At 70.9% G+C, this 24,507-nt stretch carries 21 protein-coding genes and 1 tRNA gene; 13 read left to right on the top strand and 9 right to left on the bottom strand.

From position 1 onward, the window contains the following. Positions 1-20: 20 nt before the first annotated feature. A complete protein-coding gene (locus ACFVJQ_RS27335; protein WP_385516410.1) occupies positions 21-1,835 on the bottom strand; it encodes a fatty acyl-AMP ligase in 1,815 nt (604 codons plus the stop codon). A 235-nt stretch (positions 1,836-2,070) separates the two neighbouring features. Here ACFVJQ_RS27335 and ACFVJQ_RS27330 point away from each other — a divergent pair, with 235 nt between their 5' ends. From ACFVJQ_RS27330 to ACFVJQ_RS27310, 5 genes are all read left to right on the top strand, one after another. After that, a complete protein-coding gene (locus tag ACFVJQ_RS27330; protein ID WP_385787813.1) occupies positions 2,071-2,796 on the top strand; it encodes a 4'-phosphopantetheinyl transferase family protein in 726 nt (241 codons plus the stop codon). A gap of 95 nt (positions 2,797-2,891) precedes the next feature. Beyond that, positions 2,892-3,569, top strand: coding sequence for a TetR/AcrR family transcriptional regulator (locus ACFVJQ_RS27325; protein ID WP_385787810.1), 678 nt, complete (start codon positions 2,892-2,894; stop codon positions 3,567-3,569). Positions 3,570-3,581: 12 nt separating this feature from the next. Then, on the top strand, positions 3,582-4,796 hold the full coding sequence (locus tag ACFVJQ_RS27320; protein ID WP_385787807.1) for an alpha/beta hydrolase family protein: 1,215 nt from the start codon (positions 3,582-3,584) through the stop codon (positions 4,794-4,796). A 274-nt stretch (positions 4,797-5,070) separates the two neighbouring features. After that, positions 5,071-5,886 carry an AfsR/SARP family transcriptional regulator gene (locus ACFVJQ_RS27315; RefSeq protein ID WP_129802925.1) on the top strand — a complete coding sequence of 272 codons (816 nt, stop codon included), beginning with the start codon at positions 5,071-5,073 and terminating at the stop codon, positions 5,884-5,886. Between the two features lie 191 nt (positions 5,887-6,077). Next, positions 6,078-7,448, top strand: a complete 1,371-nt coding sequence (locus ACFVJQ_RS27310) for a glutamate decarboxylase (RefSeq protein ID WP_385787803.1) — start codon at positions 6,078-6,080, stop codon at positions 7,446-7,448. Position 7,449: 1 nt separating this feature from the next. Here ACFVJQ_RS27310 and ACFVJQ_RS27305 read toward each other — a convergent pair whose 3' ends face one another. From ACFVJQ_RS27305 to ACFVJQ_RS27295, 3 genes are read right to left on the bottom strand one after another with little or no spacing between them, the layout of a single operon-like run. Beyond that, positions 7,450-8,454 (bottom strand): Gfo/Idh/MocA family oxidoreductase, encoded by a 1,005-nt coding sequence (locus ACFVJQ_RS27305; RefSeq protein ID WP_385787800.1) that lies wholly within the window; start codon positions 8,452-8,454, stop codon positions 7,450-7,452. Between the two features lie 54 nt (positions 8,455-8,508). After that, entirely contained in the window at positions 8,509-9,285 is a 777-nt protein-coding gene (locus ACFVJQ_RS27300; protein WP_385516400.1) for an SDR family oxidoreductase, read from the bottom strand. A 16-nt stretch (positions 9,286-9,301) separates the two neighbouring features. Further along, positions 9,302-10,447: a phytanoyl-CoA dioxygenase family protein gene (locus tag ACFVJQ_RS27295; protein WP_385787797.1), complete on the bottom strand. Its 1,146-nt coding sequence runs from the start codon at positions 10,445-10,447 to the stop codon at positions 9,302-9,304. A gap of 108 nt (positions 10,448-10,555) precedes the next feature. On the opposite strand from ACFVJQ_RS27295, the gene ACFVJQ_RS27290 reads away from it, so the two are divergent. Together ACFVJQ_RS27290 and ACFVJQ_RS27285 are read left to right on the top strand one after the other, a co-directional pair. Next, positions 10,556-11,590, top strand: coding sequence for a LacI family DNA-binding transcriptional regulator (locus ACFVJQ_RS27290; protein WP_385787794.1), 1,035 nt, complete (start codon positions 10,556-10,558; stop codon positions 11,588-11,590). Positions 11,591-11,666: 76 nt separating this feature from the next. After that, positions 11,667-12,278 carry a TMEM175 family protein gene (locus tag ACFVJQ_RS27285; protein WP_385516394.1) on the top strand — a complete coding sequence of 204 codons (612 nt, stop codon included), beginning with the start codon at positions 11,667-11,669 and terminating at the stop codon, positions 12,276-12,278. A gap of 10 nt (positions 12,279-12,288) precedes the next feature. Here ACFVJQ_RS27285 and ACFVJQ_RS27280 read toward each other — a convergent pair whose 3' ends face one another. Further along, entirely contained in the window at positions 12,289-13,452 is a 1,164-nt protein-coding gene (locus ACFVJQ_RS27280; protein WP_385787791.1) for a Gfo/Idh/MocA family protein, read from the bottom strand. A gap of 112 nt (positions 13,453-13,564) precedes the next feature. Here ACFVJQ_RS27280 and ACFVJQ_RS27275 point away from each other — a divergent pair, with 112 nt between their 5' ends. Then, on the top strand, positions 13,565-14,566 hold the full coding sequence (locus ACFVJQ_RS27275; protein ID WP_385787788.1) for a LacI family DNA-binding transcriptional regulator: 1,002 nt from the start codon (positions 13,565-13,567) through the stop codon (positions 14,564-14,566). A gap of 14 nt (positions 14,567-14,580) precedes the next feature. Here ACFVJQ_RS27275 and ACFVJQ_RS27270 read toward each other — a convergent pair whose 3' ends face one another. Beyond that, positions 14,581-15,471 (bottom strand): DMT family transporter, encoded by an 891-nt coding sequence (locus ACFVJQ_RS27270; RefSeq protein WP_385516390.1) that lies wholly within the window; start codon positions 15,469-15,471, stop codon positions 14,581-14,583. Positions 15,472-15,546: 75 nt separating this feature from the next. Here ACFVJQ_RS27270 and ACFVJQ_RS27265 point away from each other — a divergent pair, with 75 nt between their 5' ends. After that, positions 15,547-16,401: a LysR family transcriptional regulator gene (locus tag ACFVJQ_RS27265; RefSeq protein WP_385516446.1), complete on the top strand. Its 855-nt coding sequence runs from the start codon at positions 15,547-15,549 to the stop codon at positions 16,399-16,401. Positions 16,402-16,565: 164 nt separating this feature from the next. Here the strand turns inward: ACFVJQ_RS27265 and ACFVJQ_RS27260 are convergent, their stop codons facing one another. Continuing rightward, positions 16,566-17,123 carry a DM13 domain-containing protein gene (locus ACFVJQ_RS27260; protein WP_385516389.1) on the bottom strand — a complete coding sequence of 186 codons (558 nt, stop codon included), beginning with the start codon at positions 17,121-17,123 and terminating at the stop codon, positions 16,566-16,568. Positions 17,124-17,292: 169 nt separating this feature from the next. On the opposite strand from ACFVJQ_RS27260, the gene ACFVJQ_RS27255 reads away from it, so the two are divergent. Further along, positions 17,293-17,985 (top strand): NAD(P)-dependent oxidoreductase, encoded by a 693-nt coding sequence (locus tag ACFVJQ_RS27255; protein ID WP_385516388.1) that lies wholly within the window; start codon positions 17,293-17,295, stop codon positions 17,983-17,985. Positions 17,986-18,002: 17 nt separating this feature from the next. On the opposite strand, the gene ACFVJQ_RS27250 is transcribed toward ACFVJQ_RS27255, so the two are convergent. Next, a complete protein-coding gene (locus ACFVJQ_RS27250) occupies positions 18,003-18,581 on the bottom strand; it encodes a TetR/AcrR family transcriptional regulator (protein WP_385787784.1) in 579 nt (192 codons plus the stop codon). Positions 18,582-18,896: 315 nt separating this feature from the next. Between ACFVJQ_RS27250 and ACFVJQ_RS27245 the strand changes: the two genes are divergently transcribed. The 3 genes from ACFVJQ_RS27245 (at position 18,897) to ACFVJQ_RS27235 (ending at position 21,054) form a co-directional block, all read left to right on the top strand. Beyond that, positions 18,897-20,348 carry an MFS transporter gene (locus tag ACFVJQ_RS27245; protein WP_385787781.1) on the top strand — a complete coding sequence of 484 codons (1,452 nt, stop codon included), beginning with the start codon at positions 18,897-18,899 and terminating at the stop codon, positions 20,346-20,348. A gap of 103 nt (positions 20,349-20,451) precedes the next feature. Continuing rightward, positions 20,452-20,525: transfer RNA gene (locus ACFVJQ_RS27240), tRNA-Pro, on the top strand. 79 nt (positions 20,526-20,604) lie between these two features. Further along, entirely contained in the window at positions 20,605-21,054 is a 450-nt protein-coding gene (locus ACFVJQ_RS27235; protein WP_385787778.1) for a phage integrase N-terminal SAM-like domain-containing protein, read from the top strand. A 291-nt stretch (positions 21,055-21,345) separates the two neighbouring features. On the opposite strand, the gene ACFVJQ_RS27230 is transcribed toward ACFVJQ_RS27235, so the two are convergent. Continuing rightward, positions 21,346-24,318, bottom strand: a complete 2,973-nt coding sequence (locus tag ACFVJQ_RS27230) for a GH59 galactosidase (RefSeq protein WP_385787776.1) — start codon at positions 24,316-24,318, stop codon at positions 21,346-21,348. Positions 24,319-24,507 lie beyond the last annotated feature (189 nt).

Here is a 24,507-nt window from a genome sequence, read left to right as displayed (position 1 = left end):
CTCTCTCCGGATCGCGGGGGTCAGGGGCGGGGGGACGCGGCCGCCGGCTCGGGCGTCACGTCGGTCTCGGGGAGCAGGTCGGCGACCGGGCGCTGCAGGCGCTGGTGCAGCACCGGCAGCGCACCGTCGAGGAAGAGCTGCCGCATGAGCGTGCGCTGTGTCTTGCCGCTGGTGGTCTTGCGGATCACCCCCTGACGCACCAGCACCACGCTCACGCCGGCCAGCTGGAACCGTCGGCTGAGCAACGCCTGGACGGACGCGGCCAGTTGGGGCAGGTCGGTGTCGACGGCGGCGCGGGAGCGCAGTTCCTGCACCACGACCACGTGGGAGCGGCCGTCGGCCCGGTCGGCCACGGTGAACACGGCGCCGCCGCCGCGTCGGAACGCCTCACCCGAGTCCTGGACCGCCTGCTCGATGTCCTGCGGGTAGAGGTTGCGGCCGTGCTGGATGAGCATCTCCTTGATGCGGCCGGTGACGTAGAGTTCCCCGTCGAGCAGGGCGCCGAGGTCGCCGGTGCGGAAGTACCCGCTGCGGCCGTCCGCCGTCTCGGCCCGGAAGGTCTGCGCGGTCAGTTCGGGCCGGTTCCAGTAGCCGGCGGCCACCGACGGGCCGCGCAGCCAGATCTCGCCGACCCGCCCGTCGGGCAGCACCTCCAGGCTCACCGGGTCCACGATCAGCGCCTCGGTGTCCGTCGGCCGGCCGCAGCCCACGAGGGTGCGGCCCGCCCGGTCGCTGCGCGCGGGCCGCAGCTCGTCCCGCTCCAACGCATGGGCGTCGACGGTGAGTTCCAGGTGCGGCGCCTCGGTGTCGCCGCTGGAGACCAGCAGGGTGTTCTCGGCCAGACCGTAGGAGGGCAGCACGACCTCGGGGCGCAGCCCGTGCCCGGCGAAGCGCCGCACGAACGCGCGCAGGGTCCCGGCACGCACCGGCTCGGCCCCGTTCAGCGCCACCCGCAGGCTGGAGAGGTCCAGGCCGGCGGACTGCTCCTCGGTGACCCGGCGGACGCACAGTTCGTAGCCGAAGTCGGGGGAGGCGGTGCCCTCCACCCGGTAGTCGTGGATCATGCGCAGCCAGCGGTGGGGCTGCTTGATGAAGGAGACCGGCGACATTTGCACGCTGGTCCCGCCGACCCACAGCGGTTGCAGCGTCATGCCGATCAGCCCCATGTCGTGGTAGAGCGGCAGCCAGCTGCCGGTCACCACGCCGTCCGGGGTGCGCATGGCCGTGCGGATGGCCTCCTCGTTGGCGGCGAGATTGGCGTGCGTGACCATGACGCCCTTGGGCTCGCTGGTGGAGCCGGAGCTGTACTGCAGGAAGGCCACGTCGGTGTCGCGCACCGCGGGCGGGACCCACAGACCGGCGTCCACGCCCGCGTCGTCCTCCGCGCCGGTCGACAGGCACACCACGTCCGGGATTCCGGTGGCGGTCAGCCAGGCGCCGATGGCCTGCCGGTACTCGGGGAGCGTCAGCACCGCCCCCACATCGGCGTCCCGCAGGATGCTGCTGACCCGGGCCAGCCGTTCGCCGGGCTCGTCGGGCAGTGGCGCCGGGATCGCCGTACGCCCGGCGTAGAAACAGCCGATGAACGCCGTGACGAAGTCCAGGGTCGGCGGGTAGAGCAGCAGGACCGGACGCGTCGGATCGCCCTTGGCGGCCTCGCGCAGCCGGGTGGCCACCACGCGGGCCCGCCGGTCCAGTTCGGCGTAGCTGAGCTCCTCCGGCCGCATGTCCGGGCCGTCCTCGTGCAGGTACACGAATGCGGTGCGTTCGGGGTGACGGTGCACGCCGTCGCGTACGGCGTCCGTCAGCGTTCGGTGCTGAAGCTGGTGCGGCACTGGCTGTCCTTTCGCGGTCGGTGACCGGTGCGGGATGAGACCGTCGGGCGGCACCGGGTGCCATCCGTGCGGCCAGGCTTTAGGCGCCGTGAAAAGGCGACGTAAAGCGAAAATTGGTGCGCACGTCATGGCTGCGGGGTTGGGCGGACGGCAGGCGGACCGGCCGGTACAACGGTGTGTGTACGAAAGGGCACGATCCGTGCCGGCATGCGGTGCCTGCGGAGAGGAGTTCGTCATGGCGCCCATCGGACTGAAACCAGGGAACGATGCGTCGGGTGCGGTGCAGGAGACTGCGCTGAGGGACGGGTTCGTGGTCTGCCACGGCCGGTTGGACGACTGGGCGCGGGCGGCCGCGGGGCCGTCCGCGCCCGGACTCCTCGGCGCCGACTGGCCCCGCTATCTGGCGACGCGGGAACCCGCCGCACGGGCCCGGCTGTTGGGTTCCCGGCTGTTGCTGCGCCGCGCGGTGGCCGCCGTGTCCGGCGTGGCGCCGGACCGGATCCGGCTGGGGCGCGACGGGTGGGGCCGGCCGGTGGTGCACGAGCCCGCGGGGCTGGACGCGGGCATCAGCCACACGGCCGGGGTGCTGGTGGTCGGAGTGGCCCTCGGCCGCCGGATCGGCGTGGACGTGGAGGCTCGGCACCGCCCGCTGCTGGCGCCCGGGCTCGCCGAGCGGTTCTGCCACGCGGAGGAGCTTGCGGAGCTGCGCGAACTGCCCTCCGGTGAGCGCAACGCCCGGCTCGTGCGCCTGTGGACGCTGAAGGAGGCGTACGCGAAGGCGCTCGGCGTGGGCCTCGCGTACGACTTCACGCTGCTGCGTCCGCGGCCCGAACCTCACGGCGAGGGCTGGGTTCTGGGCCGGATCTCGGCCGAGTGGCGGCTGCGCTGCGACGGTGTCGAGCGGTTCCTCGTCGCCAGTGCGCTGGGGCCGCAGAGGCGAGCGCAGCAATCGAGTCAATGATGTATCGATACACCATTGACTCGATTGACCGTCAGGTCTAGCGTCGAACACACAGCTGGGAAAGGGCAGTCGGCTCACCACCCCACGGAGGTCCGATGCGCAAGCCGCCCCACGCCCGACAGTCGGCGGCCGCACCGGTGCGCACGCCCCGCGGCGGTCGTCAGCGCGATCCCGCCGCCGACCGGGCGATCCTGGACAGCACACTGAGCCTGCTCAGCGAGGGCTGCAGCTTCGGCGACCTGTCCATGGACCTGGTCGCCCAGCGGGCCCGCGTGGCGCGCGCGACCATCTACCGCCGCTGGCGCAACAAGGAAGAGCTGGTGCTGGCCGCGCTCGGCACCCTCGACCTGCCCGTGCCGCAGCTGGACGGACTGACCCTGCGGGACAAGCTGGTGACGCTCGTCGACCAGCTGCGCCACCGCGGCCAGGACACCCAGCTGCACCGGCTGATCGGCAGCCTTCTCGGCGAGGCGGTACGCCGCCCGCACCTGGTCGAACGGTTCGAGGAAACCGTCGTCGCGGCGCGGCGCGAGGCCCTGGTCGAGGCCCTGCGGGAGGGCATCGACAGCGGCGAACTGCGCGCCGACCTCGACCTGGACGACGCCGTCGAGATCCTCACCGGACCGATGGCCGCCCGCCTGATCCTGCGGCAACGCCCCGTGGAATCCGCGGCGTTCGCCGAGTCGATCGTCGACACGTTCCTGAACGGAACCCGCGCGAACCGTGCCGGGTCGGGGCCCGGCACGGCACCGGAGCACCTGCCGCCCCCGTAAGGAGCCGCTGCCATGAAGTTCCTCTTCGACGACCCCGCCTTCGACTACCAGGCCCTGCGCACCGCCGGTTACGCCGACTACGGCGGTGCGCAGCTCGGCGAGGTCGTCTCGGTCGCCGCCCGGATCCCCGACGGCGACACCGAGGCGTGGCGGAGGGAGTGGGCCCAGCTCGCCGAACGCGTGCACCGCCTGGGCACCACCGCCCTCGACGAGGGCCGCTGCGTCGACGCCCGTGCCGCACTGCTGCGGGCGCACAACTACTACCGCACCGCCGAGTTCTTCCAGCGCGACGACCCGCACGACGCGGAGGCCCTGCGGTTGATGCGGCTGTCCCGGGCGACCTTCGCCGACGCCGCCGAACTCATGGAACGGCCACCGCAGTTCGTCCGGATTCCCTACGAGGACACCTCGCTGCCCGGCTACCTCTACCGGGCGGAGGAAACAGGCGAGCCCCGGCCCATGGTCGTCCATCACGGCGGCATCGACTCCACGCTCGAGGAGGGCTGGTTCTTCGTAGCCGCGGCCGCCCTTGCCCGTGGCTACGACTGCCTGTGCTTCGAAGGCCCGGGGCAGGGTTCCGTGCTGCGCGAGCAGGGGCTGGTCTTCCGGCCGGACTGGGAGCAGGTGGTCACCCCGGTCGTGGACTACGCGCAGGACCTGCCCGGTGTGGACCCCGACCGCGTGGTCCTGGTCGGCACCAGCCTCGGAGGGCTGCTCGCCGTGCGGGCCGCGGCGTTCGAGCACCGGCTGGCCGGGTGCGTCGCCCATGACGCCGTATGGCAGCTGGGCGACGTCGTGGCGTTGCCTCCGTTCGTCCTGGAGTGGGTCGAGCAGGGCTGCGACGACTTCGCCGACCCGGTGATGTGGGGCATCGCCGCCCAGCAGACCTTCACCCGCTGGCTGCTGCGGCAGGCGCTGTGGACCTTCGGCGCGGACACCCCGTCCCAACTGCTGCGTACGCTGCCAGCGTTCGGCCTGTCCGAGGTGATCGGACAGGTGCGGTGTCCGGTGCTCGTCCTGGACGCGGAGGAGGACATGTTCTTCGCCGGTCTCGAGCACGCGAAGAAGGTGTACACGGGCCTGAACTCGCCGAAGACGCTGTACGTCTTCACGGCGGACGAGGGCGGCGGGGCGCACTGCCACTCCGGCGCCATGCGCCTCTACCACGAACAGCTGTTCACCTGGCTGGGCCAGACCCTCGGGGAGGGCCGGCCGGTAGCGGCCTGACCGGTACGCGAAGCCACAAGCCCGGCCCGCTTCCCGCGGGCCGGGCTGTTTGATTGAACGGCGACTCATTTGTTTACGGCCAGGGGATGACCGAACCGGGCCAGTTTTGCTCGGATTAATAAGTGTGTAACGGGTAGGGCCTGGCATCGGTGGACGAGCTGGCATAGGCTTCCCGAGAAAGAAGATACTTTCGAGTAACAGGCGTCCCAGGACCTCGGGACGGACGGGGGAGCCGGTTTTAGTTGAATGCGTTCCGCGCATTCGGGGGGTTGCCGTGTCCCTGTTCTCTGCACAAGCCGACCATCCACTGCGCTACGAGCTGCTCGGGCGGCTGCGGGTCACCCGCGGCGGTGTCGATCTGACGCCCGATGCGCCCAAACTCACCAAACTGCTCACCCTGCTCCTGGTCAGGGCAGGTGAGGCGGTGCCCGGAGAGAAACTCGTGGCGGAACTGTGGGAGCAGGGTCCGCCGCGCTGTGCCTTCGCGAGCCTGCGCGTGTACGTCTCGCAGTTGCGGAAAATCCTCTGCGGCCCTCGGGGAACGTCCCCGATCGTCACGACGTCGTCCGGATACATTCTCGACCTGAGTGAGGCCATGACCGATTTCCAGGAATTCGAGCAGCTCTACACCCGTGGCCGGGAACGGTACTCGGCGGCCGATTTCCGACCGGCCGGCGAACTTCTCCGCCGGGCTCTGTCCCTGTGGCGCGGTCCGGTCCTGGAGGGAGTGCCGAGCTCCCTGGCGATCGAATCCTTCCGGGCTGTCCAGGAAGAGAAACGGCTGAACTGCACCGAACTCGCCGTCGACGCCGCTCTCGCGGTCGGCCGCCATCACGAAGTGATCGAGGAACTCAAGGGCCTCCTCGTCCAGCATCCCCTGAGGGAGCCGTTCTACCGCCAGCTGATGGCCGCGCTGTACCGGGCGGGCCGGCAGGGCGACGCCCTCGGCGTCTACCACCACGCCCGCCGGGTGCTCAGAGAGGAACTGGGCGTCGAACCGGGACCACCGCTGCGGCTCGCCCTGGAGGCCATCCTCCGGGCCGACCCGTCACGGCTGGAGGCCACCGGGGTGATACCCGCGGCGCGCTGAGGGAGTGCCTGAGACCCACGATCGTGGCCCGAGCCCGTCATCCGGGTGCGCTCGGAAGGCGCGGCCGGGCCCGGTGTGCGAGATTGCGGACTGAGGGAGGCCGGGGGCGAGTCGCTGTCCCTCACATGTGCTGCTCGGGTACCTCGCCCCGGCCTCCCTCGCGACGTCCGTACGATCCGGGGATTGACTCCATGGCCCTGCACGAGACCAGCCGCCCCCTCGACGACGTGTACGCGCTGCCCATCAGCGAGCGGGCGCTGCCGAAGTACCGCATGCCCGACGACGTGTCCGACGCCCGCGCGGTACGGGCCCTCATCCACGACGAACTGGACCTGGACGGCAACGCCGCACAGAACCTCGCGACCTTCTGCACCACCTGGGCGGAGCCGGAGGCGCACGACCTGATGGACGAGTGCCTCGGCAAGAACATGGCCGACAAGGACGAGTACCCGCAGACCGCCGAGATCGAGAGCCGCTGCGTCCATATGCTCGCCGACCTGTGGAACGCCCCGGACGGCACCACCACCCTCGGCTGCTCCACCACCGGCTCCAGCGAGGCCGGCATGCTCGGCGGACTGGCGCTGAAGTGGCGCTGGCGCGAGCGCCGACGGGCCGAGGGCAGGCCCGCCGACCGGCCCAACCTGGTCGCCGGGCCGGTCCAGGTGTGCTGGGAGAAGTTCGCCCGCTACTTCGACGTCGAACTGCGCCAGATCCCCCTGGAACCGGACGCGTTGGGACTGCGCGCCCACCAACTGCGCGACTACGTCGACGAGAACACCATCGGTGTGGTCGCGATCCTCGGTGTCACCTACACCTGCGTCTACGAGCCGGTCGCCGAGATCGCCGCCGAACTCGACCGTATCCAGGACGAGACCGGCCTCGACATCCCCGTGCACGTGGACGCCGCCAGTGGCGGCTTCGTCGCCCCCTTCCTCCACCCCGGCCTGGTGTGGGACTTCCGGCTGCCCCGGGTCGCCTCCATCAACGTCTCCGGCCACAAGTACGGCATGGCCCCGCTCGGAGTGGGCTGGGTGGTGTGGCGGTCGCCCGGCCTGCTCCCCGAGGACCTGATCTTCCGCGTCTCCTACCTCGGCGGTGACATGCCCACCTTCGCCCTGAACTTCTCCCGCCCGGGCGGCGAGGTCGTCGCCCAGTACTACAACCTGCTGCGTCTGGGCCGCGAGGGCTACACCAAGATCCACGGCGCCTGCGCCGCCACCGCCGGGATGCTGGCCGAGCAGGTCGCCGGCATGGGCCCCTTCACCGTCCTCTACGACGGCCAGGCGGCCCTCCCGGCCGTCACCTGGACCCTCACCGACCCCGGCCAGGTGCCCTACACGCTGTACGACGTCAGCGACCAGCTGCGCCGTCGAGGCTGGCAGGTCCCCGCCTACCCGCTGGCCGCCGGCCGCGAGGACACCGTCGTCCAGCGGGTCCTGGTCCGGCACGGCACCGGGTACGACAAGATTGCGCTGCTGGCGGACGACCTGCGCACCGCTGTCGGCCAGCTGTCGAACGGGCCGGCGGCCCACGCGGCGGACCAGCCGTGCTTCCACCACTGAGTCAGACGGTGCGGACCTCCTCGATGCGCACCGGCCGGTGCTCCTTCAGGGAGAGCGTGCACGCCTCCGCGATCCACCCCGCCTCCAGCGCGTCCGCGACCGTGCACGGCGAGGGGCGGGAACCCGACACCATCTCGGTGAACGCGGCGAGTTCGGCTCGGTAGGCGGCGGTGAAGCGGTCCATGAAGAAGTCGTGCGGAGTGCCCGCCGGGAAGGTCACGCCCGGCTCGACCGACCGCAGCGGCAGCTTGTCCTCCAGCCCGACGGCGATGGAGTCCTCGAAGCCGTGCAGCTCCATCCGCACGTCGTACCCCCGGCCGTTGTGTCGGCTGTTGGACACCACGGCGATCGTGCCGTCGTCCAGGGTGAGGACCGCGCCGGTGGTGTCGGCGTCCCCCGCCTCCCGGATGTAGTCGGCTCCCCGGTTGCCGCCGACGGCGTACACCTCGCTCACCTCACGGCCCGTCACCCAGCGGATGATGTCGAAGTCGTGCACGGAACAGTCGCGGAAGATGCCCCCGGAGGCGGCGATGTACGCGGCCGGCGGCGGCGCCGGGTCCAGCGTCGTCGACCGTACGGTGTGCAGCGTGCCCAGCTCACCGGCCCGCACGGCGGCCCGGGCGGCGACGAACCCGGCGTCGAAGCGCCGGTTGTAGCCGATCTGCACGGGCACGTCACTGCCCTCGACGGCCTTGAGGACCTGCACCCCCTCGCTCATGGTCTTGGCGACGGGCTTCTCACAGAAGACGGGCACACCCGCCTCCACAGCGGCGAGGATCAGCCCCGGGTGGACGTCCGTCGCGGCGGCGATGACCACGCCGTCGATCCCGGCGGCCAGCACGGCCTCGGGCGAGTCCGCGACTTCGGCCCCGAACCGCTCGGCGGCGGCCTTGGCCGCCTCCGCGAACGGATCGGCGACGACGAGCGACTCGACGACGTCGAGTCCGGAGAGGGTCTCGGCGTGGAAGGCGCCGATACGGCCGAGGCCGAGGATGCCGATACGCATGGGGTTGCAGCTCCTTGAGGGGTCGTACGAGGAGAGGAGGGGAGGAAGGGAGGGCTAGTCGAGGCCACCGAGCACGTTCTGGTCCCAGTCGATCACCGAACCGGTCACCACGCCGGAACGGTCCGACAGCAGGAAGACCACGAAGTCGGCGATCTCGTCCGGCTGGCCCAGCTTGCCCATCGGCAGCCGGGCGGCGGCCTGCTCGCGCCAGTCGTCCCCGGCGTCGTGGAAGGTGCGCTGCGTGGCGTCCTCGCCCTCGGTCGCCGTCCAGCCGATGTTCAGGCCGTTGATCCGGATCCGGTCCCAGCGGTGCGCGTGCGCGGCGTTGCGGGTCAGCCCGATGAGCCCGGCCTTGGCGGCGACGTACGGCGCCAGGAACGGCTGTCCGCCGTGCGCCGAGGACGTGATGATGTTGACGATCGTGCCGGGCGCCTTGCGCGCCACCATGTCCGCGACGGCGGCCTGCATGGCGAAGAAGGGCGCCTTGAGGTTGATCGCGATGTGCTGGTCGAACAGCTCGGGCGTGGTGTCCAGGAGCGTGCCCCGGGACGTCAGCCCCGCGGAGTTGACCAGGCAGTCGATCCGGCCGTACGCGTCGACGACCTCGGCCACGGCCGACCTCGCCTGCTCGGCGTCCGCGAGGTCGGCCCGTACGAACATGGCCTTGCCCCCGTCGGTGGCCAGCTCGGCCACCAGAGCCTCACCGGGTTCGGTGCGCCGCCCGGTGATGGCCACGACCGCTCCCTCGCGGACGGCCGCCCGTGCGATGGCCGCGCCGACGCCCTGGCTGCCGCCGTTGACCAGGACGACCTTTTCGTCGAGAAGTCCCATGTCTTTCCAGGTCCTTTCAGCTCTGGCGCCGCTCGGCGCCGGCCCGCAGCTCTTCCCGCAGAGCGTCGGGAGCCCATGTCTCGCGCAGCGCGCGCCGTACGACGTCCGCCTGGGAGGGCGGGGCGAGCCCGTCGACCGGCGGGTCGCTGTCGAGGTTCGTGGGGAAGGGGTAGCCCTCGGCGCTCGCGGCGATCACGTTCTCCAGCCACGCCTCGTCCACGCCCTCGGCCCTGCGCTTCAGCAACACCGGGAAAAGCGCGTTCACGACGGCCGCCCGGTCCACCGTCTCCATCGCGCGCCCGAACGCGGAGGACACCTGGAGGAGGTTGGCCATCCGCCGTACGTCCGCGGAGCGGTTCGTGCCGGCGGCGTGGAACAGCGCCGGGTTGAAGAAGACGGCGTCGCCCTTGGCGAGTGGGAGTTGGACGTGACGGTCCTCGAAGTACGCCTGGAATTCGGGGAGTCGCCACGCCAGATAGCCCGGCTCGTACGTCTGCGAGTACGGCAGGTACATCGTCGGGCCGGTCTCGACCGGCATGTCGCAGTGCGCGACCGCGCCCTGGAGGGTGAGCGCGGGGGAGAGCCGGTGGACGTGCGCCGGGTACGCCGCTGCCGTCTCGCTGGAGAGGAAGCCCAGGTGGTAGTCACGGTGTGCGGTCTGGGCCGCGCCCCCCGGGTTGACCACGTTGACCTGCGAGGTGATCTGGTAACCGGGGCCGAGCCAGGCTGCGGAGACGAGGGCCAGGACATCGTTGGCGTAGTAGTCGGCGAACGTCTCGGGGTCGAACAGGGCCGCCTTCTCCAGTGCGTTCCACACCCGGTCGTTGGCGCCCGGCCTGGCGAAGTGGTCACCGGCGGTCGCGCCCGAGGCGTGCTGCTCGGCGATCAGGGCGTCGAAGACGGCGGTGATCCCGTCGACGATCGCCGGATCCGGAAACGCCCCCCGGAAGATCACGATGCCCGGGCCCTCGGCGAGCGCGCGCACCAGCTCGGCCTGGAGGTCCCGGCGGCTCCCCGGCAGCCGGTCACTCTCGTACACCAGGACGTTCCGCTCCACGGACGCGGCGCAGGGGTAGTCGGCGACATCGGTCTTCCGCTCGACCAGCGCGCGGAAGGCGTCGAGATCGCAGTCCCGCTCGGACAGCCAGGAGGTGAAGGACATCCTCGTCCTTTCGGTGACAGGGGCGACACAGCGCTGTCATTCTTGTCAGTACAAACCCCTCGAACAACCAGCAGCGAGCCATCAAAAAGCCCTCAAGGAGCCGATCGCATGGGCCACCCCTTCCCGATCCGGGAGATCGCACGGCAGGCGGGCCTCAGTGAGGCGACCGTCGACCGGGTCCTCAACGGGCGGGGCGGGGTGCGCGAGAGCACCGCCCGTGAGGTCCGGCAGGCCATCGCCGACCTGGACCGGCAGCGCACCCAGGTCCGCCTCGTCGGCCGCACCTTCATGGTCGACATCGTGATGCATGCGCCGGAGCGGTTCACCACCGCCGTACGCGCCGCCCTAGAGGCCGAACTGCCGTCCCTGCACCCGGCGGTGCTGCGCTCCCGCTTCCACTTCCGGGAGACCGGCCCGGTGGGTGAGCTGGTCGCGACGCTGGACCGCATCACCCGGCGTGGCTCACAGGGCGTGATCCTCAAGGCGCCCGACGTCCCCGAGGTCACCGCCGCCGTCGGCCGGCTGGCGGCCGCCGGCATACCGGTCGTCACCCTGGCCACCGACCTGCCCGCCAGTGCACGCCTCGGCTATGTCGGCATCGACAACCGGGCGGCGGGCGCGACGGCCGCATACCTCATGGACCAGTGGCTCGGCGACCGGCCCGCCCATGTGCTCACCAGCCTCAGCAGCGGCTTCTTCCGCAACGAGGAGGAGCGCGAGATGGGCTTCCGCGCCGCCATGCGCGCCCGGCATCCCGACCGCACGCTCGTCGAGATCGCCGAGGGCCAGGGCCTGGACGCCACGCAGTACGACCTGGTGCGCGCCGCTCTGGAACGCGACCCGGACATCCGCGCGGTCTACTCGATCGGTGGCGGCAACATCGCCACCCTCCGGGCCTTCGAGGACGTCGGCCGCGAGTGCGTCGTCTTCGTCGCGCACGACCTCGACCACGACAACACCCGGCTGCTGCGCGAGCACCGTCTGTCCGCCGTACTCCACCACGACCTGCGCCAGGACGTGCGGGAGGCCTGCCACATCGTGATGCGCGCCCAGGGCGCCCTGCCGCCCGCCGGACCGACCCTGCCGTCCGCGATCCAGGTGGTCACGCCCTACAACATGCCGCCGCAGGCGACGGCCGTGTGACCCACGACGGCGTTCGGGGTCGCGGCCCGGGCGTGTATCCCCGCTCGGCGGGCACCGGCTCCCTACCGTCGTGCGCATGTGGAAATCCATCCCGGACGGCGGGCCCGAGCGGTTGGTGGCCCTCGCCGACGGCGTGTTCGCCATTGCCATCACCCTGCTCGTCCTGGATCTCACCGTGCCGCGGGGCCTTGACTCCGCGCAATACCACGAGGCTCTGCGCGAGCTCCTCCCCGACCTGGGCGCCTACGCGCTCAGCGTGGCGGTGCTCGGCAGCTTCTGGCGCGACCACCGCCGGATCTTCCGCGCCGTCCGGCAGGTCGACGGACAGGTCATCGCACTGGCCGTGCTCGGCCTGGGCGTTGCGGCACTGCTGCCCTTCCCCACCAGGCTGATCTCCGACTACGGTGACGAACCCGCCTCGGTCGCCATCTACGCGGCGGCGGTCGCCGCACTCGGTGCCACCCACCTCGCGCTGGTCGTCCTCCTGGCTCGACGCCCTTGGCTGCACGGCGAGGAGCCTTCGGAGGTGGGCACCGCGCTGGACGCCCTGGACGGCGCCACGACGGTGGTGATCTTCCTCCTCACCATCCCGCTGGCTCTGCTGATCGGGTCCGCGGCCGTGTGGTGGTGGCTCGTTCTGATCCCGGTCAAGACCGCGATCGGCCGACGGGCCCGCAAGGCGCGCTGACCGCTCACCGTCACGCCTGCGTGTCCACGGCGACCCAGGCGCCGCTCTCCGCGGACCGCGCCATCGCGTCCAGTACGGCTGCGCTGTGCACCGCGTCCGACAGCGTGGCGCCGTGCGGTGTGCCCTCGGCGATCGAGCGCAGGAAGCGGTACGCCTCGATGACCTTCAGGTCGTCGTAGCCCATGGCGTTGGCGGCGCCCGGCTGGAAGGCGGCGAACTCGCCGTGCCCGGGGCCGACGTACACGGTGCTGACGGGCTGGTCCTGGTAGGTCGTGCCGCGGCTGATCCGCAGCTCGTTCATGCGGCGGAAGTCCCAGAACACCGCGCCGCTGGTGCCGTGCACCTCGAAGCCGTAGTTGTTCTGCTCGCCGACCGAGACCCGGCAGGCCTCCAGGACACCGCGGGCGCCCGAGGCGAAGCGGAGCAGACAGTTGACGTAGTCCTCGTTCTCGACCGGGCCGAGCTCACCGCCCGCGGCGCGGGAGTGGCCCGCGGTGGCGCCGGTGGGGCGGGCCCGCTCCGGGACGAAGACCGCCGTGTCGGCGGTGAGCGACGCGATGTCGCCGAGCAGGAAACGGGCCAGGTCCGCGCCGTGCGAGGCCAGGTCGCCCAGCACTCCGCTGCCACCGCGCTCCCGCTCGTACCGCCAGGTCAGCGCGCCCTCGGGATGCGCCGCGTAGTCGCTGAACAGCCGGATGCGGACATGCGTGACCGTGCCGATCTCGCCGGTGGCGATCAGCTCCCGGGCGGCCTCCACGGCGGGCGCGTTGCGGTAGTTGAAGCCGACCGCGCCCTGGACGCCGGCCTTGGCGACCGCGTCGGCGACCGCGCGGGCGTCCTCGGCCGTCAGGCCGACCGGCTTCTCGATCCAGATGTGCTTGCCGGCCTCGGCCATCACCACGCCGATCTCGCGGTGCAGGAAGTTCGGCGCCGTGATGCTGACCGCCCGCACGCGCGGATCGGCGGCCACCTCGCGCCAGTCGCGGGTTGCCGAGGCGAACCCGAACTGCTCGGCGGCCTGCTCGGCGCGGCCGGGCACCTCCTCGGCGACTGTCACGAGGTGCGGGCGGAGGGGCAGTCGGGGGTAGTGGTGGGGGAGGCGGGCGTACGCCTGGGTGTGCACCCGGCCCATCCAGCCGAATCCGACGACGGCGACACCGAGCGCATCCACCATGACAGCCCCTTTTTGGACCGGTCCATATCCTGTCCAGGCCACCCTGGGCGGATCTTCCGCAAGGTGTCAACCCCTTTGACAACCCGGCGCGTCTCATGGAACGGTCCATCCCATGCGACCGCCGACCATCCGTGACGTGGCCGAACACGCCGGCGTCTCCAAGTCGCTGGTCTCGCTGGTGCTGCGCGGCTCCGGCCAGGTACGGCCCGAGAAGCGGGAGGCCGTGCTGCGGGCCGTGCGCGAGCTGGGCTACCGGCCGAACGCCGCCGCCCGCAGCCTCAGCGAGCAGCGCACCCGCACGGTAGGCGTCCTCCTGAACGACCTGCGCAACCCGTGGTTCGTCGATCTCCTCGACGGCCTGAACTCCCTCCTCCATGACAACGGCCTGCACATGCTGCTCGCCGACGCCCGCCTCAACCGCCGCACGGGACACGACCTCACCGGCCCCTTCCTGGACCTGCGGGTCGACGGGCTGATCGTGGTCGGCACCCTGCCCGACCCGGCGGCGCTCGGCACGGTCGCCGACCGCATCCCGCTCGTCGTCGCCGGCGCCCGCGAACCCGTACCGACTGGCGTCGACGTCGTCGCCGGCGACGACGAGCGGGGCACGCGGCTGGTCACCGAGCACCTCATCGGGCTCGGCCACCGCCGCATCGCGCACATCGCGGGCTACGGCGCGGTCGGCGAGCTGCGGCGCCGCAGCTTCGAGGCGACGATGCGGGAGCACGGTCTCGCGGACGGCGCGATCGTCGAAGCCTGCGACATGACGGAGGAGGGCGGCCACCGCGCCGCCGTCCGGCTGCTCGGCCGCCCGGACCGGCCCACCGCCGTCCTCGCCGTCAACGACATCGCCGCCGTCGGCGCCCTGTCGGCGGCCGAGGCGCTGGGCCTGCGGGTCCCGGACAACCTGTCGGTCACCGGCTACGACAACACGAGCATCTCCCGGCTGCGGCACCTGTGGCTCACCACCGTCGACAACGCCGGCCACGAGGTCGGCCGTCGCGCCGCCCGCTGTCTGCTCGATCGCTTCGAGGGACGCGGAGGGCAGGGCAGCGTGCACCTCGCCACGCCGACGCTGGAGATCCGCGGCACCACGGCCACCGTCCGAGGGTGACGTCGCGGTCGCCCTCACGCGCGCCGGGTGACGATGCTGAGCGCGTTCGCCGTGACGACCGCCCCGATGCCGGCCCACTCCCAGCTCCCCAGGCCCTGGCCGAGGACGGCCCAGCCGACCAGCGCGGCGAGGACCGGGTTGACGCTCATGAAGAGCCCGAACGTCTGGGCGGGGACGTGGCGCAGCGTCAGCAGGTCGGCGAGGTAGGGCACGGCCGAGGACAGGACACCCGCAGCCACCGCCCAGGCGACCGACTCGGCGGTGGGCGGGCGCTGTACGGCGACCAGGATGCCCACCGGCAGGAACAGCACGGCCGAGACGCCCGCCGCTGCCGCCGCCCCCTGCGCGCCGGGGACGCGTCGGCCGACGGTGCGGTTGAGGAGGATGTACGACGCCCAGCACACGGCCGCCAACAGGGCGAGGCCCATCCCCACGTAGTCGGCGGAGGGTCGCGGACGCATCAGGGTGACCACGCCCGCCGCGGCGATCACCGCACAGCAGGCGTCCAGGCGACGCCGGACGGCGGCCAGGGCGATGCTCAGCGGGCCGAGGAACTCCAGCGTCACCGCCAGCCCGAGACCGATCCGGTCGACGGCGGTGTACAGACTGAGGTTCATGGTGCCGAACACCACGGCCAGCAGCAGCACCGGCCACCACTGAGGCCAGGTGAAGTCCCGCAGCCGCGGGCGGCCCACGGCCAGCAGGACGGCGGCGGCAACGTACTGCCGGACCGCGACGACCCCGACCGGGCCGATGACGGGGAAGGCCAGGGCACCGACGGCGGCACCCGTCTGGTTGGACAGGCCGCTGGCGACCATCGTGACCACACCGGCCCAACCCCTGGCGGGCGACTGCGGGTTGGGAAGACGCGTGGGCACGGCGCGGCGTGCGGGAGCTGCTCGCATGCCCGCGATGGTGCAGCCGTACTGCTCTTGCGCAAAATGCAACCTCCGATCCATCCATACGCTTGAGTCATGGATGTGGATGTGGAGCTACGTCAACTGCGCTGCCTCGTCGCGATCGTGGACGAGGGCACCTTCACCGACGCCGCGACAGCGCTCGGCGTCTCCCAGGCCGCCGTGTCGCGCACCCTGGCCTCCCTCGAACGTGCCCTCGGCGTACGGCTGCTCAGGCGCACCTCGCGTCAGGTGACGCCGACGGCGACCGGACTGCGGGTCGTGGCGCACGCCCGGCGGGTGCTCGTAGAGGTGGACCACCTGGTCCGGGAGGCCACCTCCGGGCACATCCAGGTGCGGGTCGGCTACGCCTGGGCGGCGCTCGGCCGGCACACACTCCCCTTCCAGCGCCAGTGGGGCGCCGTGCACCCGGAGACCGAACTGCACCTGGTGCGGGTCAACTCGCCCACCGCAGGCCTGCTGGAGGGGATGTGCGATCTGGCGGTGGTGCGCAGGGTGCCGGACGACCGGCGCCTCGACTCCGCCATCGTCGGCCTGGAACGGCGGCTGTGCGCCCTGGCCGCCGACGATCCGCTGGCCCGGCGTCGCTCCGTCCGGCTCGCCGATCTCAGCGGGCGCACGCTCCTCGTCGACCGTCGCACCGGCACCACGACAGTGGACCTGTGGCCCCCCGACTCCCGCCCGGCCACCGAGGAGACCCACGATGTCGACGACTGGCTCACCGTGATCGCCACGGGCCGGTGCATCGGGCTGACCGCGGAGTCCACCGCCCACCAGTACCGGCGCCCCGGCGTCGTCTACCGGCCGGTGCGCGACGCCGAACCGGTCGCCGTACGGCTGATCTGGTGGCGCGACGACCCGCACCCCGCCACCCAGGCCGTGATCGAACTGCTCGCCGCGTTGTACCGGCCCGGCTGAGCCTGGGCACGGCCACGCAGGCCGAACAGCTCGCGCTCACGCGGCTGCTCGGTACGGCGATGGCCGTGGAGACAGCCGCCGCACAGCGGACGGCGGCTGTCCCGCGGTGACGGTCCCAGGGGCGCCCGGTGCGGCGGGCGCCCCGACGTGGGCCGGCATTGCGCTCACGCGGGAGCCAGCTCCGCCGCCCCGAACGACACGTCGAACCGGTCGCACCAGATGCTCACGCTCGTGAAGGCGGCCGGGTCCACGCCGGCGGGAACGGCGTAGTTCTGGTCTCCCCTGTTCCCCTTGAGCCGCCCCAGGCTTTCGTACGCGCCGTCGTCGAACACATGCCAGCCTGCCTGGCCCTCCTTCACCGGCGCGTCCGTCAGCCACACCCGCAGATCCGGACCGTTGCTGGTGTCGAGGTCCTCCAGACGCAGCACGTGGGAGCCGTCCGCAAGCCGCAGCAGCGTCACCGTGCCGGACGTGGCGTGCTCGTGACTGATCAGCTCGCCGCGCGCCACCGTCACCGGGCCCGCCGGTTCCGGCGATGCCGAGGTGCTCGGCGAGGCCGAGGTGCTCGGTGCGGGCGCCGGTGCCCCGGTCGCCGCGGGCAGCGCCTCCTGCACGGTCTCGTCCTGCCACAGCTTCCACGGCTGGAACCAGTACAGCCCCGCCCCGACCAACGCCACGGCCGGCACCAGCGCCACCACGATCACCCTGCCCATACGCCCCATGGCGTCCCCTCCCGTTCCGTTCTCCGGGAGATCCATTCAATATGTGCGTACGGCCGGACCGCGACGGTCAGGAGATGACGGAACTCTTACGGCGCGCCCGGCGATGTCACACTCCCGGCCGCCGCGCCCTCACAACTGGCGGAAACCCACACGCACGAGAGGAAAGCCAGTGAACATCGTCATCTTCGGCGCGAACGGCCCCACCGGACGGCAGACCACCCGACAGGCCCTCGCCGCAGGGCACTCGGTCACCGCCGTCACCCGCCGCCCCGACGCCTTCCCGGTCACCGGCCCCGGGCTGCGCGTCGTCGGCGCGGACGTACTCGATCCGGCGGCGGTCGAACCGGCCGTGGCCGGACAGGACGCGGTGATCTCCGCACTCGGCGTGCCGTACGGCCGCCGTCCCGTCACGGTGTACTCCGCCGGCATCACCCACATCACGCAGGCCATGACCAAGCACAACGTGCGACGCCTGGTGGCCGTGACCTCGACCGTCCTCTTCGACACGGCGGCACCTGGTGAAGGCTTCCTCTTCCGCAGGCTGCTGGAACCGGCGGTCGTCCGCTTCCTCGGCCGCACGGTCTACGCCGACATGCGCCGCATGGAGGACGTCGTACGCGAGTCCGACCACGCGTGGACGGTCATCCGCCCCGGCGGCCTGTTCGACACGGAGACGGTCAGCGACTACCAGGTCGGCACGGCACGGCTGCCCGGCCGGTACACCGCCCGCGCCGACCTCGCCCACGCACTGCTGCACCACGCGGTCGAGGACCGCCACGTGCGCGCCTACGTCGACGTACGCACGACGCAGGGCACCCCCACGTTCCTGGAACTGCTGCGCAAGGAGGCGATGGGCAGGTAGTAATTTCGACCGGCGACTCAGCGCGCGGTGCGCACGCCGTCCAGCGCGACGGACAGGACACGGTCGCGCTGGGCGTCGTCGACGAAGCTCGTCGAGGTGATGCCCGCGACCATGCGCAGCAGGTCCCCGAAGTCCATGTCCTTGCGCGCCACCCCTGCCTGCTGCGCCCGCTCGAACAGCGGGGTGCCGGCCGCGTACATCGACTCCCGGCAGGTCAGGAAGATGTCCGACTCGTCGTTGAGCGCCTCGCGGACCGCCCGCTTGGTCACCATGTACCCGGTGAACCGGTGCAGCCAGGCCGTGAGCGCCTCCCACGGTTCCTGGTCGGCGACCTCCTGGGCGACCTGGCACAGGTCGTTCACCTCGCCGGCGTACACGCTCTCGAACAGATGCCGACGGGTCGGGAAGTTCCGGTAGAGCGTGCCGATGCCGACGCCCGCGCGACGGGCGATGTCCTCCAGGGAGGCGTCCGCGCCGTGCTCGGCGAACGCCTCGCGCGCGGCGGCCAGCAGGGCGTCGTAGTTGCGGGCGGCGTCCTTCCGGTGCGGTCGCCGGGACGCCACGATCTCGCTCACGGGAAACGTCTGGGCCGTCATTGCTGCCTCCCTAGGACGGACGGGATTGAAGCGGAGGTAAGCCTCCGCTACAGTGGAGGAGTACCTCCACTTTAGCAGTGCGGGTGTCTGCGCCGTGGATGCGTGCGGCCGCACGCATCACCGACGCGACGACACCCCCGTATCGACCCTGCCACGGGCCCTGCACCCGAGTGCACCGCCCGTCCCATACGCCACACCCCTCCACGACCGCTCCCCGCGGCCGTCGGCGTGCCCGACGCTGCCCCGCAGCGCGCCCGTCCGTACGTCCGCGCCGGATGACCTCGGCCGCACCTGTCCTGTCCGGAGAGGCCTTTCATGCCCCGCAAGTCCACCCGTCTCACCTTCGCGGTCCTCGCGACCGGTGCCGGCGTCTTCGCCATGCTCCAGTCGCTGATCGCGCCTGCCCTGCCGACGGTCCAGCACGCCCTGCACACCTCGCAATCCACCGCGACCTGGGTGATGACGGCCTATCTGCTGTCGGCCTCGGTGTTCACTCCGATCCTCGGCTGCGTCGGCGACCTGATCGGCAAGAAGCGCACCCTCGTCGCCGTCCTGCTGACGGTGCTGGCCGGCTGTCTGCTCGCCGCGCTCGCGCCGAGCATCGGCGTGCTGATCGTCGCCCGTGTCGTCCAGGGCGCCGGGGGAGCCCTGTTCCCGCTGTCCTTCGGCATCATCCGGGACGAGTTCGCCCCGGCGCAGGTCAGCGGCAGCATCAGCAACCTGTCCGCGGTGATCGCCGCGGGCGGTGGCGTCGGCGTCGTCGCGGCCGGACCGATCGTCTCCGCGCTCGACTACCGCTGGCTGTTCTGGATCCCCGTCGCGATCGTCGCACTCACCACGCTCATCGCCCTGCGGTACGTGCCCGAATCGCCCAACCGGGCCGAAGGGAACGTCAGTTGGCTCGGCGCCGCGCTGCTGTCGGCCTGGCTGGTGGCGTTGCTGCTGCCGCTCAGCCAGGCGGGCCAGTGGGGCTGGGGCTCGGCCCGCGTCATCGGCCTGTTCGCCGCTGCCGTCGCCCTGTTCGCGCTGTGGCTGCTGGCCGAGGCCCGCTCCCGCACCCCGCTGATCGACCTGCGGGTCATGCGGCTGCCCGCGGTGTGGACCACCAACACCGCCGCGCTGCTGTTCGGTGCGGGCATGTACGCGATCTGGTCCTTCCTCCCCGGGTTCGTGCAGACGCCCGCCTCCGCGGGGTACGGCTTCGGCGCGAGCGTCACCGAGGCCGGGCTGCTCATGCTGCCGATGCTGGTCGCGATGTTCCTCTCGGGCGTGCTGAGCGGCCGGCTGGAGCCGGTGCTGGGCGCCAAGACGCTCCTCATCACCGGCGCCGCGCTCGGCGCCGTCGCCTGCGGCTTCCTCGCCCTGTGGCACGACCGGCCCTGGCAGGTCGCCTTCGTGGCAGGCGTGTTCGGCCTCGGCATCGGGCTCGCCTTCGCCGCCATGGCCAACCTGATCGTGGGCAGCGTCCCGGCGGCGCAGACCGGTGCGGCCACCGGCATGAACGCCAACATCCGCACCATCGGCGGATCCATCGGCGCCGCGGTGACCAGCGTCCTGGTCACCGGCCGCCTCCAGCCCTCGGGCCTGCCCTACGACTCCGGCTACACGCACGGCTTCGCCCTGCTGGCCGTCCTCTGCCTCGCCGCGGCCCTCGCCGCACTCCTCGTCCCCGCCCGCCGCCCCGGCCGCCCGGCCGTCCCGGCCCGCTCGGCCGACGACGCACCGGACACCGCACCGGAGCCCGCCACACCCGCCGCGCGAGGCTGACACTCACGCGGGCGGTGGCATGCCCGATCCGTCTCCCGGGGCTGTCACGTGCATGAGGTAGGGTTTACCTGCACGTTCACGCGGCCGCCGCGGGTACGGGCACCGGGACGTGGCGCAGCTTGGTAGCGCACTTGACTGGGGGTCAAGGGGTCGCAGGTTCAAATCCTGTCGTCCCGACGGTGCGAAGGGTCTTCGCAGGCGACAGCCTGTGGGGGCCCTTCTTCTGTGTGGGTCGTTTCCGGCTTCGAGGTTGAGCATGCCGCTCATCGGCACCTTTACTCGGAGGCCGGCGAAGATGCCGTTGCTGGACCTGGAGAAGATGACCGCGGGTCTGTCGAAGACCTGGTCGGGGTTCCTGCGGGACTGGGACCGCTCGCTGCGGGCCGGGAACTATCCGGAGACCACCCGCTATAACTATCTGCTGGCGGCCGCGCAGCTGGCGCGGTTCCTGCGGGAGTACTCGCCGGATCCGGACGCCGACGCCGCGGCCGGGGATCCGGTGGAGGTCACGCGGGCGCACGTGGAGGCGTTCCAGGCGTGGATGATCGAGACGCGGTCGGCGTCGACGGCGCTGAAACAAGCACAAGGGGCTGCAGCAGTTCTTCAAGTGGCTGATGCTGGACGAGGGGGAGATCGACCGGTCGCCCATGGAAGGGGTGCGGCAGCCGAAGCTGCCGCAGAAGCTGATCCCCGTCATACGGGATGAGGAGACCTCGAAGCTGCTGGGCACCTGCAAGGGCGGGGAGTTCGCCCAGCTGCGGGACGAGGCGATCATCCGGCTGTACTGCAACATGGGGGCGCGCGGCCCACCTCGTGCGCGGCGTCCGGGTCGAACGTGCGCCCTGTCGGTCTCAGGTCCGCCCAGGTCTGGTTGCGCAGCCACAGCTCCTCGTACACCGGGGCAGCCTGCCCACCGGAGCAGCGCTTTTTCGGGACCGGCACTTGCTTTGGCGGACCAGGCGGGGGCGGCGCGGCCCCCGCCTGACGCCGCGGCCGGCTACCGCGCGCTGCCGTCCTTGCGCACCAGCCCGTCGTACGCCTTGTCGAGCCTGTCCGTGATCTGCTCGACGCCGATGATGTCGAGACCCTTCTGCCCGGACACCGCGGCCTTCGCGGCCGAGAAGGCGGAGGCGAACAGGGCCCATGAGTCGGCCGTGTAGTCGTCCTGTGCCGGACTTCCGATCTCGTCGAGGGCGGTGTGGATCGGTGTCGTGTCCACGGTGCCGTCCACGTCACCGGAGATGGCGTTGAACGCGTCGAGAACGATCTTTCCTGACTTGAGCACGAACCTGGCCGTGTGCTTGCCCTCGGGCAGGCCGCGCAGCGCGTACGTCGCGAGGCGCTTGTCGGTGGCGGCCGTCTTCACGTCCTTTGCGGTCAACTTGCCGTCGACATAGACGTCGAGAACGGCGCTGCCGTCGTTGCCGCCGATGACGTCGATGCCGGTGCCGGTGAAGGGGACGGTGAAGGAGGCGCCGGCGGTCGTGCTCGTCGACGTCGAGCGGTACCAGTCCATCGCGTCGCCGAGTGAGGCTTTCCTGCTCCAGGTGCCCTCGTAGGCGATCGAGCCGTCCATGCTGTCGAGCTGCGCACTCGCGTAGGGCGTGTACCCGTCGACCTTCTCGACCTTCAGGTTGTCGAACGCGATCTTGTGGAAGTCGGTGCCGAGCTTGACGCGGCCTTCGGTCTGCGGAGTCGGGTCCTGGTACGTCGCGACGGGCTTCCCGTCGATGTACGTCGTGATCGTCGCGCCCTTCGCCTCAATGGCGAGGCGGTAGGTGTCGGACGCCGCGACCGTTCCCGTACTGACGGCCTTGCCGTACTCGTAGAAGGTCCATACGCCGTTCGGGCCGATGCGCACGTTGTAGGCGGCGTCGGCGATCGCCATGCCCTTCTGCTGGCGGACGCCGAGGGCGGCGAGTCCGCCGTCCGTGTCCGGGGGGAACGAGACATCGACCGTGGCCTTGTAGTTCTCCCAGCGGAAGTCGCCGACCGTCGTGTTCGGGGTGTTGCGGTTCCAGGCGCCGGTGTCCTTCATGGACTGGTCCATGTACTGGTACAGCACGTTGTCGCCGCTCGCGTTCTCGCCGACCTCCCAGGCGCCGGTCTGGTCGACCATGTAGCGGGGCTGGTTGCCGCGCGACTCGAGGTAGGGCTGGGACACCTTGCGCGCGCCGTTGCCCGTCCCGACCTGGACCCTGCCTTCCTCCTCGTACCCGAAGTCGTCGGCGTACAGAACCTTGTCGCGGGTGTTGTGCTTCTTGCCGGTCGCGTCGGTGTCGAGCACCGTGCGGTTCCCGGACTCGGGCAGGCGCTGCCGCGTCGCGTTGTCGTGGCTCTTGTCGAGCGTGGTGAAGGTGACGATCGATCGCGGCTTGACCGTGTAGACGTAGTAACCGTCGCCGTCGGGGCGGATCTGGGCGGCCAGGTGCTTGAAGTTGGCGTCGTAGGCCTGACCGGCGTCCGCCGCACGGGTCTCCCAGACCTCCATGGTGGGATCGCCGCCCAGGTTCATGTTCTCGGCCTTGATCCGGTAGGTCCTGAACCGGTCGCTGTCGTTGACGGCGATGGTGGAGAAATCCTTCTTGGCCGGGTCGGCGAGAGTCATGTAACTGGGTGCGCCGTTCGAGCCGTCGACGTTCTCGGTGCCGCTCACGCCGCTGTAGCTCGCCTCGGGCACGGTGCGCCAGATGCCGGCCGTGTTGGTGTCGTTCTCCCAGCCTGTCTTCGCGAACTGGGTGAAGTGCTGCATCACATGCACCGCGGCGTCGTAGTGGAGATGACCCGACCACGGGTCGCGGGCGCTGACCAGCTCCTTGTGGCTGTACTGGGCACCCTCGTAGAAGGACCCGATCGCCGGCTGGAAGATGTAGTGCGTCCGCTTGGAGTTGGCGTAACTCTTCACGGAGCGGTTGGCGAGGTCGAGGGCGCTCTGCACCCCACCGATCCCGGTGCTCGCGCCACCCGGGCCCTCGGTGTTGTTGACCCGGTAGTCCGTCCAGCCGAAGGAGCCGACGCCCTCGCTGTACCAGACCTCCTTGTCCTGGCCGTACGTGTTGTCACCGGTCGCCAGCTTCGTGTACGGCCGGTACGTGGCGCTCTCCGGAGTGCCGTCCAGCCGGTCGTCGGTGGTGTAGTGGTAGCCCACCGCGTCGACCATGCCGAAGAGTTCGGCGTCCGTGAGCAGGGCGGGGCCGATGTTCTTCGTGGTGTTCTCGTCCGAGGCGGTGATCCTGATGTCGTGGTACGCCTTCGCGGCCGCCTTCTGCTGACGAGGCGTCAGGCCGTAGCGTGGATCGGCGAAGTCCGTGTCGTTCACCAGCGCGTTCTTGTACCACTTGACGAAGGAGATGTCGGGGGTGCGCGTCTCGTTGGTGTCCGGATTGACGTAGTCGACCATGTAGCCGTACTTCTCGTAGGCGTCGAGGATCGTCTCCTTGTACCACTTGTACATCTCGTCGGTGCCGGTGCCCTTGTTCCACTCGGTCTGAACCCACTGGGGCATCACCCAGCGGAGAATCGAGACCTTGAGCCTCGGGTTGACCGTCTTGGCGTCGGCGGCCAGCTGGAAACCGGGAGAACGGGAGGCGTCGGCGAGTTCGTCCGCCGTGCGCATGGTCGCCGGATCGGAACCGGTCGACGTGTTCGTGTCCGAACCCATCTCGACCTTGACGTGGTTGATCAGCGGGTTCTTTCCGCCGAAGAGGACCCTGATGAGCTGCCAGTACCGGGCAGGGTGCTCCGCCTTGTAGTCCATCAGCAGGTTGCTCGTGCTGTTGCAGCTGAGCACTCCGAGGCCCTTGTAGGTCAAGCCGTTCACGTTGTCGGCACGGACGTCGTCCCCGTTGACCACGACTTCCACGGGATCGTCCGTGGTGTGGGCGGCCGGGGCGGCGATCGTACCCGTCGTCAGCGCGAGGGTGGTCGCCGCGGCAATCGACACCCATCCGGGTCTTCTCTGTTTCCCCATCCCGCCTCGACTCCTTCGCTGTTCGGTATACCGAAAGCTGTTCGCGAATCCGGAGGGGACCGTAGATGGCAAGCGTTTTCTACGTCAATCCCCTTGCAGTCCTTATGGATTGGCGACCCAGAGCACCGCCGCCGACCGGAAAACACTTGGACTCCGCGGTCGCCGTCGTGGGACACTGCGTAGAAGACG

The organism is Streptomyces sp. NPDC127197, from assembly GCF_042672405.1.
Taxonomy (GTDB): Bacteria; Actinomycetota; Actinomycetes; order Streptomycetales; family Streptomycetaceae; genus Streptomyces; species Streptomyces flavusporus.
Note: the sequence above shows the minus strand (reverse complement) of the source record. Positions and strands in the feature narration are given on the sequence as shown.

Coding starts and splice junctions, on each gene's coding strand:
- ACFVJQ_RS27270 (WP_385516390.1), bottom strand. CDS start 15,471: ATGCGAGCAGCTCCCGCACGCCGCGCCGTGCCCACGCGTCTTCCCAAC.
- ACFVJQ_RS27250 (WP_385787784.1), bottom strand. CDS start 18,581: ATGACGGCCCAGACGTTTCCCGTGAGCGAGATCGTGGCGTCCCGGCGA.
- ACFVJQ_RS27295 (WP_385787797.1), bottom strand. CDS start 10,447: ATGTCCTTCACCTCCTGGCTGTCCGAGCGGGACTGCGATCTCGACGCC.
- ACFVJQ_RS27230 (WP_385787776.1), bottom strand. CDS start 24,318: ATGGGGAAACAGAGAAGACCCGGATGGGTGTCGATTGCCGCGGCGACC.
- ACFVJQ_RS27285 (WP_385516394.1), top strand. CDS start 11,667: ATGTGGAAATCCATCCCGGACGGCGGGCCCGAGCGGTTGGTGGCCCTC.
- ACFVJQ_RS27275 (WP_385787788.1), top strand. CDS start 13,565: ATGCGACCGCCGACCATCCGTGACGTGGCCGAACACGCCGGCGTCTCC.
- ACFVJQ_RS27235 (WP_385787778.1), top strand. CDS start 20,605: ATGCCGCTCATCGGCACCTTTACTCGGAGGCCGGCGAAGATGCCGTTG.
- ACFVJQ_RS27280 (WP_385787791.1), bottom strand. CDS start 13,452: ATGGTGGATGCGCTCGGTGTCGCCGTCGTCGGATTCGGCTGGATGGGC.
- ACFVJQ_RS27310 (WP_385787803.1), top strand. CDS start 6,078: ATGGCCCTGCACGAGACCAGCCGCCCCCTCGACGACGTGTACGCGCTG.
- ACFVJQ_RS27330 (WP_385787813.1), top strand. CDS start 2,071: ATGGCGCCCATCGGACTGAAACCAGGGAACGATGCGTCGGGTGCGGTG.
- ACFVJQ_RS27305 (WP_385787800.1), bottom strand. CDS start 8,454: ATGCGTATCGGCATCCTCGGCCTCGGCCGTATCGGCGCCTTCCACGCC.
- ACFVJQ_RS27245 (WP_385787781.1), top strand. CDS start 18,897: ATGCCCCGCAAGTCCACCCGTCTCACCTTCGCGGTCCTCGCGACCGGT.
- ACFVJQ_RS27325 (WP_385787810.1), top strand. CDS start 2,892: ATGCGCAAGCCGCCCCACGCCCGACAGTCGGCGGCCGCACCGGTGCGC.
- ACFVJQ_RS27320 (WP_385787807.1), top strand. CDS start 3,582: ATGAAGTTCCTCTTCGACGACCCCGCCTTCGACTACCAGGCCCTGCGC.
- ACFVJQ_RS27290 (WP_385787794.1), top strand. CDS start 10,556: ATGGGCCACCCCTTCCCGATCCGGGAGATCGCACGGCAGGCGGGCCTC.
- ACFVJQ_RS27300 (WP_385516400.1), bottom strand. CDS start 9,285: ATGGGACTTCTCGACGAAAAGGTCGTCCTGGTCAACGGCGGCAGCCAG.
- ACFVJQ_RS27260 (WP_385516389.1), bottom strand. CDS start 17,123: ATGGGGCGTATGGGCAGGGTGATCGTGGTGGCGCTGGTGCCGGCCGTG.